Here is a 14,626-nt window from a genome sequence, read left to right on the forward strand (position 1 = left end):
GGCTATTGCGGCCCGTAGCCCGGGGGCGGCGGTGGCGGGTAGTAGTACGTTGGCGCAGCCACTGGACGCGGGGCCGAGGCCATATGGCCGTAGACCGGCACCCGGTTGCCGCTTGCGTACATGCATTGCACATACGCCGCGTCGTACTGGCGCTGGCTGCCGTAGCCTGCATACTGGGCATTGCCTGCCCCTACCGCCGCGCCGGTAAGCAGGCCGACCCCAGCACCCACCGCCGCGCCCGTGCCGCCATTGAAGGCCGCGCCGGCCGCCGCGCCCAAGGCGGTGCCCACCACGGCACTGCCTACCGCGCTATTGGCGGCAGCCTGATTGGCGGTGACGCCGCCCACCTGTCCAAAGGCGAACTGGCGGCAAATGTTGTCGTCGGCCCGGAACTGGTCGAAGTTCTTGCCGGTGCCTGGCAACACCATCACGCTTGGCCCGCTGGGCATCACCGCGCACCCGGCCAGCACCATCGCCGCGAGCGGCAGGCTCAGCAGCATTGGCAGGCTGGGGCGGTTGAAGTGGTTAAGGACGTTCATCTCGGCACCTCGGTACCTCGGTCATCGGAAATCAGGCGGGCATCAGGCACGCATCAGGCACGCATCAGGCACGCATCAGGCGTCAGGCGGGTGGCTGTGCCGGCACCTTCTGCCAGCCGCCAGGGCAGGCCTTGATATACGGGTAGTAGCCATCCGGCCGCGTGCAGTGGTACCAGTACGCCTGCTGCTGGGGCGCGGGTGCCGCGACACCGCCGTTGTCCATTTCCATCGTGCCGTCCTGGCCTTGCTCGATGTACTGCGCCGGCGCCGCAGGTACCCCGACGACCGCGGGCCCATAGGCGTAGCCGGGCGGATAGTAGTACGGGTAGGGGTAGCCCCACCCATAGCCGTAGCCGAATCCGGGGCCGATATAGACGCCTACGCCGCCGTGCCAGCCGCCATGCCAGCCGCCGCCGCCGTGCCATCCACCACCACCGTGCCAGCCTCCACCGCCACCTCTTCCCGCCAGCGCGGTACCGCTCGCGCCCAGCGCCGCCAACACCAGCAAAAGCTGGCCAACCCTACGCCCGTTCATGTTGCCCACCTTGGATCGACGCGGAACGTGGTTCCGCTGGCAGCGCAGCTTGCGCCTCCTAACTGCATTGAATACCAATTTGCCGCGCGCCGCGACGCGCCGCCCTCTGGCGAAATGCGGCGTTACGCTTGTTACAGCGGAAGCGGCGCCGGCGCGGGACTGTGTCAGGATTGACAAGAAAGGCGGCTCATATCGGCGACGCGGATCAGGCACATGCGGCGGGTGGCGCTGGCCTCGTCCATTGCGTAATCCACCGCCACCTTGGTGAGCGAGATCGGGTGGCATAGCGGGATCAGGTCAGAGGTGCGCTTGGTGGCCATGATGGCGGCCACGCGTGCAATGCCCAGCACGCCGACTTCGGAAGCGATGCCGCGAACTGCATCGCTGATCGCTGTGGATTCTTCTACCTTCCGCTTGGCCCGCAACATTCGTCAGGGCAGGCCGGAAGCAGGGAGATTTCGACACGCCTCCCGTTGCTCACATCGCCCGGCCTGTACACGCCAAAGTGTTCTTGCACAGGCACCTGATTGAAGTTCGTCTCTTTCAAGGTACGCGCGACCGCGTGGAGACGTTCCGCCGCCAGAGATTTGGGGCTACGCTCGCCTTCCTCGGCATAGCCCCCGACCGTGATGGCCTTTTGCCTCGGGTACTTGATGCGCTGATCGACCATCCAGTTCGCCAGGCGCAGCATTTCGGATGCGGTCACGACACTTGAGTTGGACGCGAAGTAAACGTCGATGTTCTTGCCTGGCATGCACGCATGCGCGCACTGCATCGACAAGAATGCTGACAGTGCAAGAACGATGTTAGCCGCGCTCATAGATCACATACCCCGCAATGCTGTCAGCGTTCTGAAGTGTCAGTTCTGGCCGAGTTTTTGCGAACTTCAAACGCTGAAGATAGCCCAATGAAATCAGATGCTTAGGTCTTTTCCGCCACCCAATCCCCCGATTTCCCGCCATGCTTCTCCAGCAACTTAACATCCCCCATCACCATGCCCCGGTCCACCGCCTTGCACATGTCGTAGATGGTCAGCAGCGCCACCTGCACGCCGGTCAGCGCTTCCATTTCCACGCCGGTCTGGCCGTGGGTCTCGGTGCGTACGGTGCAGCGGATGGTGGCGCTGGCCTCGTCCATTGCGTAGTCCACCGCCACCTTGGTGAGCGAGATCGGGTGGCATAGCGGGATCAGGTCGGCGGTGCGCTTGGTGGCCATGATGGCGGCCACGCGGGCGATGCCTAGCACGTCGCCCTTCTTGGCCGTGCCGTCGCGCACCAGCGCAAAGGTGGCGGGCAGCATGGTGATGGTGCCGGTGGCGATGGCCACGCGGTGGCTGTGCGCCTTGGCGCCGACGTCGACCATATGGGCTTGTCCGGCGGAATCGAAATGGGTGAGCTGGCTCATGGCGTGGACCTGGCGGATGCGGGGGAATGAATGCGTGACGGATGCGCTTGCCGCGCATGCCGGGGCAGGGCGTGGCAAGACCGGGCGACGCCCGATGGGAATGGCTTCCGGAGGCCGCTATCATAGCAACATGCGCAAGAATCAAACGCTCGCCGGAGCGCTCTCCTCGCCTGCCCGCCAGGCGCGCCTCATGTCTTCCTGGACTCCCGTGGGCCTTGCCCGCCGCTCGCTGGTGGCGCTGGTGGCGCTGACGATCGCGTTGCCCGCCTGGCCCCAGCAGCGCCTGCTGCTCAACGACCCCACGCGTACTGCGGCGGCGGCCGCGCCGGGGAGCGATAGCCGCGACGGCAGCGACCAGGTCTACGACAACCTGAACCGCAGCGTGAAGGCGGGGCAGAAATCCGATTTTGGCCTGCGTAGCAACAACACCGTGGTGGAGACCTCGGGCGTGCAACTGCCCGACCTGGGCGATCCGTCCACCGCGTCGCTCACGCCCGACATGGAGCGGCGCCTGGGCGACCGCATCATGCGCGACATCCGGCGCGACCCGGACTATGTGTCCGATCCGCTGCTGGCCGACTACCTGAACGCGCTTGGCTATCGCCTGGTGCAGGCGGCGCGCCGGCAGAACATCTCCGGCTCCACCGGCGCCGGCACCTTTGCCACGGGGTTCGAGCTGTTCGCGGTGCGCGATCGCACCATCAACGCCTTTGCGCTGCCCGGCGGGTATATCGGCGTGCACACCGGCCTGCTGGTGCAGTCCGATACCGAGTCCGAGCTGGCCTCGGTGCTGGGCCACGAAATCGGCCACGTGATGCAGCGGCATATCGCGCGCGGCATCACCACGCAGGACCAGTCGATGTGGATCGCGCTGGCCTCGATGGTGCTGGCCGGGCTGGCCGCCACCAAGAGCGGCGACGCGGCCGCGGCGCTGGCCATGGGCGGGCAGGCGGCGGCGGTGTCCAACCAGCTGTCTTTCTCGCGTGGCGCGGAGCGCGAGGCCGACCGGGTCGGCTTCCAGATCATGACCGCTGCCGGGTTTGACCCGCAGGGCATGCCTGACTTCTTCAAGCGGCTGCAGCGCGTGATGGGGATTTCGGAAAGCTCGGTGCCGTCGTACGTGCGCACCCACCCGCTCACCTCGGAGCGCATCGCCGACATGCAGGACCGCGTGAGCCATGTGGCGGTGCGCCACGTGGCGAGCACGCCCGAGTACGAGTTCGCGCGCATGCGCGCCCGCATCCTGCAGGAAACCTCGCCTAGCGATCTGCAGAACGCGCGCGCGGCGCTGCAGGCGCAACTGGCGTCGGCCTCGCCGGCGCGCTTGCCCGCGCTCCACTACGGCATCGCGTTCGCCGAGCAGCGTCTGGGCCGCAACGCCGCGGCCGAGCAGTCGCTGGCCGAAGCCCGCCGCTTGTACGGCACGATCCCGGGCGCTACCTCGGGCAGCCCCATGCTGGATGTGATGGCGATCGAGCTGGCGCGTGCCCAGGGCCGGAAGCAGGACGCGCTGAACCAGGCGGCGGCGTCGATGAAAGCGTTCCCGTTGTCGCACGCGTTGGCGCTGAGCTATGCCGCGACCTTGCTCGACGCCGGCCGCACGGACCAGGCGGTGACCTTCCTGCGCGAGCGCACGCGCGAGGAAATCGCCCGCTCCGAGTGGTGGGATCTGCTGGCGCGGGCCTATGCCGCGCAGGGCCGGCGCGTGCAGCAGCACCAGGCGCTGGCGGAGAAATACGCGATGGATGGCGCCTACCAGGCCGCCATCGAGCAGTTGCAGATCGCACGCAAGGCGGGCGACGGCGATTTCTACACGCTGTCGGAAGTCGATGCGCGGCTGCACCAGCTGGAGCGCCAGTACCGCGAGGAAAAGCAGGACAACAAGGGCATGCCTAACTGACGCCCAGGCTCAGGCCGCCTGCTCAGGCCGCTTGTTCTCCCGCAGGCGGTTGCGGCTGGCGCACAAAGCCGTAGCGCGCCGGCACTTCGTCCTCGGCGATCGGCTCGATCTGCACGTCGGCGCCGTTGAAGTGAAACACGCCGAGATTGGCCCCGCAGGCCTCGCCATGCCAGGTGCAGGCGCTGCTAAAGCCATCCAGGTCGTGGTCGTGCAGCAGCGCGGCTTGCAGGCCGCCAGCGCTATCACCTTCCACCGTGCCCACCAGCACCACGTTGCCGTGCTCGTCCGCATGGCAGCCGTGCAGCGTGAAGGCGCGCTGCGAGGTGGTGTGCAGCTTGCCCTGGTGCAGCCGCACGATCCACGGCGCATAGGCCAGCGACACGAACACGCGCTGCGGGCCGTTCTGGAAATACCAGCCACCGCGTTCGTCGCGCTGGTAGTTGCGCTCGATAAAAGCGATCAGCGCCTCGTGGCGGATCGGGTCGCCGGACAGGCCGTGCTGCTGGGCGTACTCGTTGCGCATGCGCCATTGCCCGCGCCGGTCCAGCGCCAGCCAGCCGTAGCAGTTGGGTACGTTGGGCCAGCGGGCCATGGCTTGCTTGACTGTCTCATCCATCTTCGGTGCCTCCTTGCGGGACCACCCGTGCCCGGGCATCCCGCTCGCATTCGTTCTGGTGACGCTGAGCCGCGGGTGCGGCCCGAAATTGAATCCACTGCGCTAATCCACGCGCTAAGCCACGGCGTCGAAAAACCGCAGGATGCGCGCTGGCAGCCACTCGATATGCCCCGCATAGGGCAGCACCGGCAGCGCGCGCAGCCAATCTTCGCGCGGTGTCATGAAACCAACGTGACCGCCATGCTTGGGCTGCTCCAGCCAGACCTGCGGGCTGACATCAGCGGGGCCCGGCAGGTGGCGCGCCGGCAGGAAGGGATCGTTGCGCGCGTTGAGCACCAGTGTGGGCACCTTGATTTCGCCTAGCACCGGCTTGCTGGACGCGCGTGCCCAGTAGTCATCGGTATCGCGAAAGCCATGCAGCGGCGCCGTCACGATATTGTCGAAGGCGTACAGGTCGCGGCTGGAGAGCATGGCTTGGCGGTCGAACAGCCGGGGATATTGGCTCAGCTTGGCCAGCGACTTGCGCTTCAGGGTTTGCAGGAACATGCGCGTGTACAGCATGTTGAAGCCTTGCGACAGCGCCGCGCCGCCGCCGGCCAGGTCCAGCGGCGCCGAGACCGATGCCGCCGCGCTGATATGGCCCGCGGCGCTGCCTTGTTCGCCCAGCAAGCGCAGCAGGGCATTGCCGCCGAGCGAAATGCCCACCACCAGCAGCTTGCGCCCGTGGCCGCAGTACTGCCGGTGCAGCCGCTCCAGGATCCAGTGGAGCTCCTCGGCATCGCCCGAGTGATAGAAGCGCGGCGCCAGGTTCAACTCACCCGAGCAGCCACGAAAGTGCGGGATCACGCCCTGCCAGCCGCGCAATGCCAGCGCATGCATCATGGCCTGCGCGTAATGGCTGCCGGAGTCGCCTTCCAGGCCATGGAACATCACCAGCAGCGGGGTATCGGGCGTGACCGGGTGCGTGGTCCAGTCCAGGTCGACGAAGTCATCGTCCGGGGTGGTCCAGCGCTCGCGCTTGAAGGTCACGCGCGGCGGGCGCTGTGTGAAGCGCGCCGGAATGATGGTCTGCGCATGCCCGCCGGCGAGCCACCAAGGCATGCGGCGGCCGCCGCCGAACGAATCGGTGGCGCGGAGGTCGTCCGGCGCGGGCCGGTGGTGCGAAGGCGGAAGCTGGCTCATGCCTGCAAGGCGATAGGCGGTCAAGCGACGCGCGTGACGGGCTGGCCGGCCCGTCACGCCGCGTCCAATCCTAGTGGAGGGCCTGGCCCGGCGCCGTGCTCACGGTCGCGACCTGGGCGGCGTTGGCCGGACTGCAATGGATGTGCGCCAGGCGCCAGCCCTCGTGGTTCTGCATCAGCACATAGGTGGTGTGCACATAGAGGTCGGCTTCGACGCGGTCGTCGCCAAAGCGCAGGGCTTCGGTCACGTCGAAGATGGCGACGCCCATCGAGGTATGGCTGCTGGTCTCGATCACGTCGATCAGCACCGGCTGTACGTCCAGCAGCTGCGCAAAGGCCTGGCGCAGGTGCTCGTGGCCGATCAGGCGCTGGCCGTCCGGCATCACGCAGGTAACCGAGTCCTCATCCAGCCACAGGCGCAGCGCGCCGTCGGCATCGCGTAGCTTCATGGCCTCGCGAAAGGCTTCTACGATGTCTTCGGCGGAATCGAACAGGCGGGCAAAACGAGGCATGGTGGACTGGGCTCAGGGATTCGTTGGCCGGATAAACACGAACGGCGGGTCAGCGCTTCAGGCCCGGTGCAGGAGCTTGCGCAGCTCCACAAACACCATTTCGGGCTCGATGTCCTTCAGGCAGCGCAGGTGGCCAAGCGGGCACTCGCGCTTGAAGCACGGACTGCATTCGAGCTGCAGCCACATGATACTCGCAGCCTGCGACAGCGGGGGTGTATGGCGCGGGTCACTGGAGCCGAACACCGCCACCTGTGGCCGGTTCAGCGCCGCGGTGACGTGCATCAGGCCGGAGTCGTTGCACACGGCGGCTTCCGACATCGCCAGCAGGTCGACCGCATCGTCCAGCGAGGTCTGGCCGCACAGGTTGCGCACGAAGGGGGCGGCCTTGACGATCTCGTCGGCGATCTCGGCGTCCTTGGGCGAGCCCAGTGTGACCATTTGCGCATACGGGAACGAGCGCTTGAGCATCTGCGCCAGCTCGGCGAAATGCGCGGCCGGCCAGCGCTTGGCCGGGCCGAACTCCGCGCCGGGGCAGAATGCGATCAGGCGCGTCTGCGGCGCAATGCCGAAGCGCTCCGCGGTCTTGGCCATGCGTACCGGATCGGTCCGCAGGCGCGGCTCGGGCAGGTTCTCCGGCAGGCGGGCGCCGGGCTTGAGCGCCAGCCGCGCGTAGTGCTCCACCATGGGCGGGCGCTGGTCGCGGGGCGGGTTGCCGTGGCGGATATTGAGCAGGCCGAAGCGGGCTTCGCCGCGATAGCCGACGCGCAGCGGGATCGCGGCCAGCCAGGGGATCAGCGCGGACTTGAGCGAATTCGGCAGCACATAGGCTGCGTCGTAGCCTTCGTTCTTGAGCTGCTGGGCGAACATCAGGCGGGCCGAGAGCTGCAGCTTGCCGTGCGCCAGCTCGCTGGGGAAGACCTGGTGGATCTCGGGCATGCGGGCCAGCACCGGCGCCACCCATTTAGGGGCGAGGGCGTCGATCTGCAGGCGCGGATGGCGCGCTTTCATGAGGGTGAAGAGCGGCTGCGCCATCAGGGCGTCGCCGATCCAGTTGGGGGCGATGACGAGGGCTTTTTTCATGAATGGGGCGCTGCCGGAAGGGTGGGCGTGGCGCTTGCTGCGCGCGCCACGCACGCCGACGCTCCAGCGCGCCGCAGGGCGGGCCGGAGCATCGGGGTGGTGCGGTCAAGCGTGGGCCGTGTCAGTGGTGACCCTTGATCACGGTGCCGGGCTTGAGCTTGTAGACGGTACCGCAGTACGGGCACTTCACTTCGCCGGTGTCGGTCACGTCGAGGAAGACGCGCGGATGGTAGTTCCAGGTCGGCGTGTTGCCGGTGGGGCAGTGCAGCGGAAGGTCTTCCGCGCCGATTTCGATCAGGGAGGCGGTTTGCGTCATGGTGTTGCGGGGATGGCTTTCGTTTTTAATCTTTAGTCTGTTGGATGGACTGAAGTATGACTGGTTAACTGGTTAAACGGTTCGTGATTGCCTGGCGCGCCTTCGGGACCCGGGCGGCGCGCAGGGAGTGACCCATGTCGATGGCGGATCGCGACGGAAAAATCTGGATGGACGGCAAGTTGATCGAATGGCGCGATGCCAAGGTTCATGTGCTGACCGCTGCACTACGGCATGGGCGTGTTTGAAGGCGTACGTGCCTACAAGACGCCGGCCGGCACCGCGATCTTCCGCCTCAAGGAGCACACCCGCCGCCTGTTCAACTCGGCCAAGATCTTCCAGATGCAGATGCCTAGCCATGCAAAGGAGACATTGTAAACCCCGGGACCCCCTGTGCCAACGCGGGGGCGGGCCCGCCGGGGTCTAAAATCATCACATTGTGTATGCCGCCACTGCCGCCCGTGACCCTGCCGCCGCCGTTTGGACCCTCCGCCTCCCATCGTGAATCACCAGGCCGCATGCACGCCAGGCGGCTGCGCGAGATGCTGTTCTCAGGCGCCTCGGAGGCGGCGATCGGCGAAATGCTGGCGCCTTGGGGGCAGGGAGCCGAGCGCGCCGAAATGCTGGTGGAAGCGGCGTTGGCCAGCGGCGACGCCGCGTTGCTGGACCGGGTGGTGCCACCCTGGCGCTGGCGCATCTTGCTGGCGATCCTGGACTGTCTCTATTTCGACTGGGATCCCCGCTTCCAGCCCTACGTGGATTACGGGCTGGCCTGCCACGCCGACGATCCGCAGGCGCTGCCGGTCCCCATTCGCACCGCGCTGGCCGAGGGCCGGCTGTACGCCGGCGAGCGCCCGGCGGCCCTGGCCTTGCTAGCCACGACGGGCGACGCCGGCGGCGGCGATGGCGACGCCCTGCGTGCTTTTGCCCACTTGCAGGAAGGTGACTGGCCAGCCGCGCAGGCGGGCTTCGAGGCTGCGCTCAAGCGGCTACGGACCGAAAGGCGCCAGCGAACCGGCTTGTTGCCGCCCTCGCTGGCGCCTTGCTACCCGCTGTCCTTGCTGGCCCAGCGCACGCCGGCCCACCTCGAACAGGCCCGCAAATTCTGCCAGGCGGAAGCGGGCACGCGCAGCCCGGTGCCGACCGAGCGCTGGGGGCTGTGGTGCCACGTGCTGGCCGTGCACAAGGGGGATGCGCGGCTGGACGAGTCCGCGTTCGAATTGCGCCCCGAGGTGCCGCCGCTTGCGCAGTTCTGGCGCGTGCTGCTGCGCGCCTGGCTCGGCGACGTAAAGCAAGCCAGCGGACGGCGCCAGCCGGCGGCCGCCCGCGCCGAGGCCGTTGCGGCCCTGCGCGCGCGCCTGCAAGGCTGCGGCCTGCACTGGTTCGCGCAGCAACTGGACGCCGCGCTGGCGCTGGAAGCGGGCGAGCCGGTGCCGCAAGCTTTCTTCGCCGGCCAGCGCCAGGAAAGCTGGCGGCTCGCGCTCGAAGCGTTGCAGGCCCTGGCGGGCGAGACGCGCGCGCCCGACGGCGCCAGCGCCAGCCGCCTGTTGTGGGCGTTGACCATCGACGCCGACGGCGCGGTCGGCACCATCGAGCCGCTGGAGCAGCAGCGCGGCCCGCGCGGCTGGAACAAGCCGCGTCCCGTGCCGCTGGCCCGCCTTGCCGAAGACGACCGGCTGGAGCCGTGGGACGCCCGTGTCGCCCGTGCGGTCCGCCGCGACCAGTCCTATCACCGCCGCTACGTGCTCGATCGCGCCGCCGCCATGCTGGCGCTGGTCGGGCATCCGGGCGTGGTGCTGGCGCAGGCGCCCGAGCAGACGCTGGAAGTGGTGGAGGGCGCCCCCACGCTGGAAGTGGTGCGCCAGGGCGGCCGCTACACCTTGCGGGTCTCGCCCCCGGTGCGCGAGGCCCCGGCGATGGACAGCTTCCTGCCCGCCGGCAGCCGCGCGGACGCCGAGGCCTTGCGCCAGATCACCGTGCTGCGCGAAGGCTCGCAGCGCCTGCGCGTGATCCGCCTCACGCCTGCGCAGCAGGGCGCGGCGCAACTGATCGCCGACGGGCTGGCGGTGCCGGCCGAGGCCCATGCGCAGCTCGACGCCACGCTGCGCGCGCTGTCCGGTCATTTCCAGGTGCACTCTGACCATGACGGCAGCGCCCGCGAGCTCGAGACCGAGAGCCGGCTGCGCGCCGAGTTGTCCCCGCTGGGCGAAGGCCTTTCGCTGCGCCTGGTGGTGACGCCGCTGGGTCCCCTCGGGCCACGGCTGGCCCCGGGCAGCGGGCGCGAGCGCCTGATGGCGGCGGTCAAAGGGGAGAGCCTGGCCACGGTGCGCGACCTCAAGGCTGAGTTGGCGAGCGTGGCTGAAGTGTTCGACGCGCTGCCCTTCCTGGTGCCGCGCTCGCCCGAAAGCGGCGAATACGACTGGACCCTGGCCGACCCGGAGGAAGCGTTGTCGGTGGTCGAGCAATTGCCCGGGCTGCCCGCCGTGCTGGCGGTGGAGTGGCCCCGGGGCAAGGAAATCCGCGTGGTGGGTGCCGACATCCCGCAACTGGCGGTGCATATCGAAACCGAGAGCGAATGGTTCAAGCTGGTCGGCGAGCTGGGCGTGGCCGAGGGACTGGTGCTGCAGCTCGGCGAGTTACTGGCCTGGGCCGGCAGCCATGCCGGGCGCTTCATGCCGATGGGGCAGGGCGTGTACGTGGCGCTCACGCGTAGCCTGCGCGCCAGGCTGCGCGACCTGGCCAGCGTGGCGCACAACGTGCCCGACGGCATCAAGGTCCCGCTGATGGCGGCGCCCTGGCTGGACGACGTGCTGGCCGGCGCCGGCATCGACCCCGACCAGCATTTCCGCCAGCGCGTGGCGCGGCTGCGCCGGGCGCGCAACAGCGACGCCGTGCTGCCGGCCAACCTGGCCGCGCAACTGCGGCCCTACCAGGAAGACGGCTTCCGCTGGGCCATGTCGCTCGCCGAGGCCGGCTTCGGCGCCTGCCTGGCAGACGACATGGGGCTGGGCAAGACGCTGCAGGCGCTCGCCGTGATGCTGGCGCGCGCTGACGGCGGCGCCGCGCTGGTGATCGCGCCGACCTCCGTGTGCGGCAACTGGGCCGAAGAGGCAAGGCGCTTCGCGCCGACGCTGCGCGTGCACATCTATGCCGAGGGCGAGCGCGCGGCCTTGCTGGAACAGGCCGGCCCGCATGACGTGGTGATCGTCTCGTACACGCTGCTGCTGCAGGCGCGCGACGCCTTCTGCCAGCGCGCGTGGCACACGGTGGTGGCCGACGAAGCGCAGGCGTTCAAGAACGCCGCCACCAAACGCTCGCAAGCGGTGTTCGAGCTGCGGGCCGATTTCCGCATGGCGCTGTCGGGCACACCGGTGGAAAACCGGCTGGCCGAGCTGTGGTCGATCATGCGTTTTTGCAACCCCGGCCTGCTCGGCTCGCTGGCCCGCTTCAACGAGCACTTCGCCGTGCCGATCGAGCGCAATGGCGTGCGCGAGGCGGCCCAGCGGCTGCGCCGCATGATCGCGCCGTTCGTGCTGCGCCGGACCAAGGCCCAGGTGCTGGACGAACTGCCGCCGCGCACCGAACTGGTGTTGCGCATCGAGCAGGACCCGATCGAGGCGGCCCACTATGAAGCGCTGCGCCGCCAGGCGCTCGCCGAAGCCGAGGCCGTGGTCAAAGGCCCGAAGGCCCGCAAGACCGCCGCCGGCCAGCCCGCCGCCGAGGCGCGCATCCATGTGCTGGCGCAACTCATGCGGATGCGGCGCGCCGCCTGCGACGCGCGCCTGGTCACGCCCGAGCTGCAACTGGAACTCGGGCAGGCGGGCGCCAAGGTGCGCGCCTTCGTGCAACTGGCGGGCGAGCTGGCCGCCAACGGGCACAAGACGCTGGTCTTCAGCCAGTTCGTCGACTTCCTGCAACTGCTGCGCCAGGGGCTGGACGAGGCCGGCCTGGCCTGGCAGTACCTCGACGGCGCCACGCCGGCGGCCGAGCGCACGCGGCGCGTGGCGGCGTTCCAGGCCGGCGAGGGCGATGTCTTCCTGATCAGCCTGAAGGCCGGCGGCTTCGGCCTCAACCTGACGGCCGCCGACTACGTGATCATCGCCGACCCCTGGTGGAACCCGGCGGCAGAGGACCAGGCCATGGGCCGCGCCCACCGCATCGGGCAGCAGCGCCCGGTGACCGTCTACCGGCTGATCAGCGCAGGCACCATCGAGGAACGCATCCTCACGCTGCATCACGGCAAGCGCGCGCTGGCCGATGGCATCCTGGAGGCGGGCGAGGACGCCGGGGCCGGATTCATCGGCACGGCGGCGGCGCTGCCCGACATCGACGAACTGGTGGGGCTGCTGCGCAGCTAGGGGTGCAAGGGGCGCTTTCGCCTTTCACCTGTGCGGGTGGCGGCGGGACGCCGGTCCATGTCTGCTTATACCAACATGGCATACCTTCAAGCGAACTCCATCGTTGGTAATGCGGCGGATCGTTGGTATCTTGCTGTTTTGGCCCGGGGCGCCAGACCCCGGCCGGCAGCCCCGACCCGCATTCCACTTTTCGACGGTACCCCCATGTTCCGCACTGCTACCCGCCGCATCTCGTCCGCTTTCCATTCGTCTCGTTCGTCTCGTTCGTCCCGCGCTTCCCGCCTGGCCGCCGGCCTTGGCTTGCTGGCCGCGCTAGGCACGCTGGCCGCACCGGCCCGCGCGCAGGACCCGGCCTGGCCGACCCAGCCGATCACCATCCTGATGGGCTTTACCGCCGGCTCCGGCGTGGACATGGTAGGACGCACGCTGCAGGAATCGCTGCAGAAGTCGCTCAAGGCCACCATCATCTATGACTACCGCCCCGGCGCTGGTGGCAACGTGGCCTCCGAAGTGGTGGCCCATGCCAAGCCCGACGGCTACACGCTGCTGCTCGGCACCGCCGCCACCCACGGCATCAACCCGGCCCTGTACAAGAGCCTGCCGTTCGACGCCGAAGCCGATTTCACGCCTGTCGCGCCGCTGGTGGAAGTCTCCAACGTGCTGACCGTGAATCCCGCCGTGATCGACGTGAAGTCGGTCAAGGAGTTCATCGAGAAGGTCAAGGCCAACCCCGGCAAGTACAACTACGCGTCGACCGGCAACGGCACCGGCACGCACCTGGCCTTCGCCGAATTCAACGCGCGCGCCGGCCTGGATATGGTCCATGTGCCGTACAAGGGCGGCCCCGATGCGCTGCAAGCCGTGCTCAAGGGCGAGGTCTGCTGCATTTTTAATCAGGTGCAGAGCGTGTTGCCGCAATATCGCGCCGGCAAGGTGCGGCTGCTTGGCGTGACCACCAAGAGCCGTGTGGCAGTGATTCCCGAAGTGCCGACGATTGCCGAGAGCGGGTTGCCCGGCTTCAACAGCACCATCTGGTTTGGCTTCTTCGGCCCCAAGGGGCTGGATCCCAAGATCAGCAGGAAGATCAACGATGCGGTCAAGGTCGCGCTGGAAACGCCGGCGATCCGGCAGAAACTGATCGAGGCGGGGAATTCGCCGCGGATCGAGACGGTTGAGCAGTTCAGGACTACTGTGAAGGCGGATCGGCAGAAGTGGGCGGGGGTGGTTAGGAGTGTTGGGGCGTCTATTGATTGATATGGCGTTGGTTGTTGGGTGCAAGGGCAGAACCGTTGGATCTTGTCCAAGCTTCGGATTTGATTGATGCGGCGTTGGTTTTTGCACCCAAGGGCCATACGACATCCCCCTGCGGGGGCTGCCGGTCACTTTTCTTTGACCGGCAAAGAAAACTAACGAAAAGAAAGCCGCCCTGCCGGGGGCAGAGCAATAAGGCTTGTGGGCCTCGGTGGTTGCGTCGTACGGCCCGGAGTGTTGGCTGGCGTGTCCAACCGGCTTGGAGGTCATCGCTACGGCATGACCCAATGGTCACGGGGTGGTGCCCCTGATCGCTTTGCTCGGTGCGCGTTCGGGCATCTGCCGTTCGCGGTGCGTAGCACCACGATCCTGCCTGCCTTGGTGGTTTCGTGGTTTTGTCTCTGGCGGCGGGCGCCCGGCCATTTGATGCCCTGCCGTACCGGCGCGAGCGGTGCCTTACTCTCAACTCCCCTGGTTTCGTGGTGGGCACCGTGACCGTCCGCGAGGGCCGCGCTCACACACACGTTCGGACATCACCGCGCTCGTCCTCCGAGACAAAACCACGAAACCAGCCACACCCGAAACGGCGCAGCACTTCGCCCCGCGAACGGCAGATGTGGGAACGGTCACCGCACACGAGGTCAGGGGCTGCACGACGTAACCCATAGGTCATGCAGAAATGATGTCCTTGGGGCCGGTAGGATTCGCTAGCCAACACTCCGGGCCGTACGACGCAACCACCGAGGCAAAAACAGCCTGATTGCTCTGCTCCCGGCAGGGCGGCTTTCTTTTCGTTAGTTTTCTTTGCCGGTCAAAGAAAAGTGACCGGCAGCCCCCGCAGGGGGATGTCGTATGGCCCTTGGGTGCAAAAACCAACGCCGCAGCAAACCAACCACAAGCGCCAGCCAGCCAGCCAACCAGCCCACCCCTCAACAAG

General features: G+C 67.8%; 13 protein-coding genes and 2 pseudogenes. 4 read left to right on the forward strand and 11 right to left on the reverse strand.

Translation table 11 applies throughout. From position 1 onward, the window contains the following. Positions 1-2: 2 nt before the first annotated feature. From A9975_RS21090 to moaC, 5 genes and pseudogenes are all read right to left on the reverse strand, one after another. A complete protein-coding gene (locus A9975_RS21090; RefSeq protein WP_370565137.1) occupies positions 3-500 on the reverse strand; it encodes a YMGG-like glycine zipper-containing protein in 498 nt (165 codons plus the stop codon). A 121-nt stretch (positions 501-621) separates the two neighbouring features. Continuing rightward, on the reverse strand, positions 622-1,074 hold the full coding sequence (locus tag A9975_RS21095; protein WP_183034514.1) for a hypothetical protein: 453 nt from the start codon (positions 1,072-1,074) through the stop codon (positions 622-624). A gap of 221 nt (positions 1,075-1,295) precedes the next feature. Then, a pseudogene (locus A9975_RS38145) lies at positions 1,296-1,445 on the reverse strand (cyclic pyranopterin monophosphate synthase MoaC); the annotation flags it as partial. 32 nt (positions 1,446-1,477) lie between these two features. After that, the gene (locus tag A9975_RS21105) at positions 1,478-1,828 is read right to left on the reverse strand and encodes a hypothetical protein (RefSeq protein WP_183034516.1); all 351 of its coding nucleotides are present in this window, start codon (positions 1,826-1,828) and stop codon (positions 1,478-1,480) included. Between the two features lie 167 nt (positions 1,829-1,995). Further along, positions 1,996-2,478 carry a cyclic pyranopterin monophosphate synthase MoaC gene (gene moaC / locus A9975_RS21110; protein ID WP_150991868.1) on the reverse strand — a complete coding sequence of 161 codons (483 nt, stop codon included), beginning with the start codon at positions 2,476-2,478 and terminating at the stop codon, positions 1,996-1,998. A gap of 190 nt (positions 2,479-2,668) precedes the next feature. Between moaC and A9975_RS21115 the strand changes: the two genes are divergently transcribed. Further along, on the forward strand, positions 2,669-4,378 hold the full coding sequence (locus tag A9975_RS21115; protein WP_183034517.1) for a M48 family metalloprotease: 1,710 nt from the start codon (positions 2,669-2,671) through the stop codon (positions 4,376-4,378). Between the two features lie 22 nt (positions 4,379-4,400). Here the strand turns inward: A9975_RS21115 and A9975_RS21120 are convergent, their stop codons facing one another. The 5 genes from A9975_RS21120 to A9975_RS21140 form a co-directional block, all read right to left on the reverse strand. Beyond that, the gene (locus A9975_RS21120; protein WP_183034518.1) at positions 4,401-4,994 is read right to left on the reverse strand and encodes a DUF2946 family protein; all 594 of its coding nucleotides are present in this window, start codon (positions 4,992-4,994) and stop codon (positions 4,401-4,403) included. A gap of 114 nt (positions 4,995-5,108) precedes the next feature. Further along, positions 5,109-6,176, reverse strand: coding sequence for an alpha/beta fold hydrolase (locus A9975_RS21125; RefSeq protein ID WP_183034519.1), 1,068 nt, complete (start codon positions 6,174-6,176; stop codon positions 5,109-5,111). A gap of 70 nt (positions 6,177-6,246) precedes the next feature. Then, a complete protein-coding gene (locus A9975_RS21130; RefSeq protein WP_150991864.1) occupies positions 6,247-6,687 on the reverse strand; it encodes a nuclear transport factor 2 family protein in 441 nt (146 codons plus the stop codon). A 57-nt stretch (positions 6,688-6,744) separates the two neighbouring features. Next, positions 6,745-7,767, reverse strand: a complete 1,023-nt coding sequence (waaF, locus tag A9975_RS21135; protein ID WP_183034520.1) for a lipopolysaccharide heptosyltransferase II — start codon at positions 7,765-7,767, stop codon at positions 6,745-6,747. Positions 7,768-7,888: 121 nt separating this feature from the next. Beyond that, positions 7,889-8,083, reverse strand: a complete 195-nt coding sequence (locus tag A9975_RS21140) for a zinc-finger domain-containing protein (protein WP_006158072.1) — start codon at positions 8,081-8,083, stop codon at positions 7,889-7,891. 134 nt (positions 8,084-8,217) lie between these two features. Here A9975_RS21140 and A9975_RS21145 point away from each other — a divergent pair. The 3 genes and pseudogenes from A9975_RS21145 to A9975_RS21155 form a co-directional block, all read left to right on the forward strand. Beyond that, positions 8,218-8,434, forward strand: a pseudogene (locus A9975_RS21145) (branched chain amino acid aminotransferase); the annotation flags it as partial. A 1,076-nt stretch (positions 8,435-9,510) separates the two neighbouring features. Beyond that, positions 9,511-12,438, forward strand: coding sequence for a DEAD/DEAH box helicase (locus tag A9975_RS21150; RefSeq protein WP_370565139.1), 2,928 nt, complete (start codon positions 9,511-9,513; stop codon positions 12,436-12,438). A gap of 204 nt (positions 12,439-12,642) precedes the next feature. Further along, positions 12,643-13,692: a tripartite tricarboxylate transporter substrate binding protein gene (locus tag A9975_RS21155; RefSeq protein WP_183034521.1), complete on the forward strand. Its 1,050-nt coding sequence runs from the start codon at positions 12,643-12,645 to the stop codon at positions 13,690-13,692. Between the two features lie 666 nt (positions 13,693-14,358). On the opposite strand, the gene A9975_RS37815 is transcribed toward A9975_RS21155, so the two are convergent. Then, on the reverse strand, positions 14,359-14,626 hold a 268-nt coding region (locus A9975_RS37815), incomplete at its 5' end, for a hypothetical protein (protein WP_220810838.1).

This window comes from Cupriavidus sp. UME77 (assembly GCF_014170355.1).
Taxonomy (GTDB): Bacteria; Pseudomonadota; Gammaproteobacteria; order Burkholderiales; family Burkholderiaceae; genus Cupriavidus; species Cupriavidus basilensis.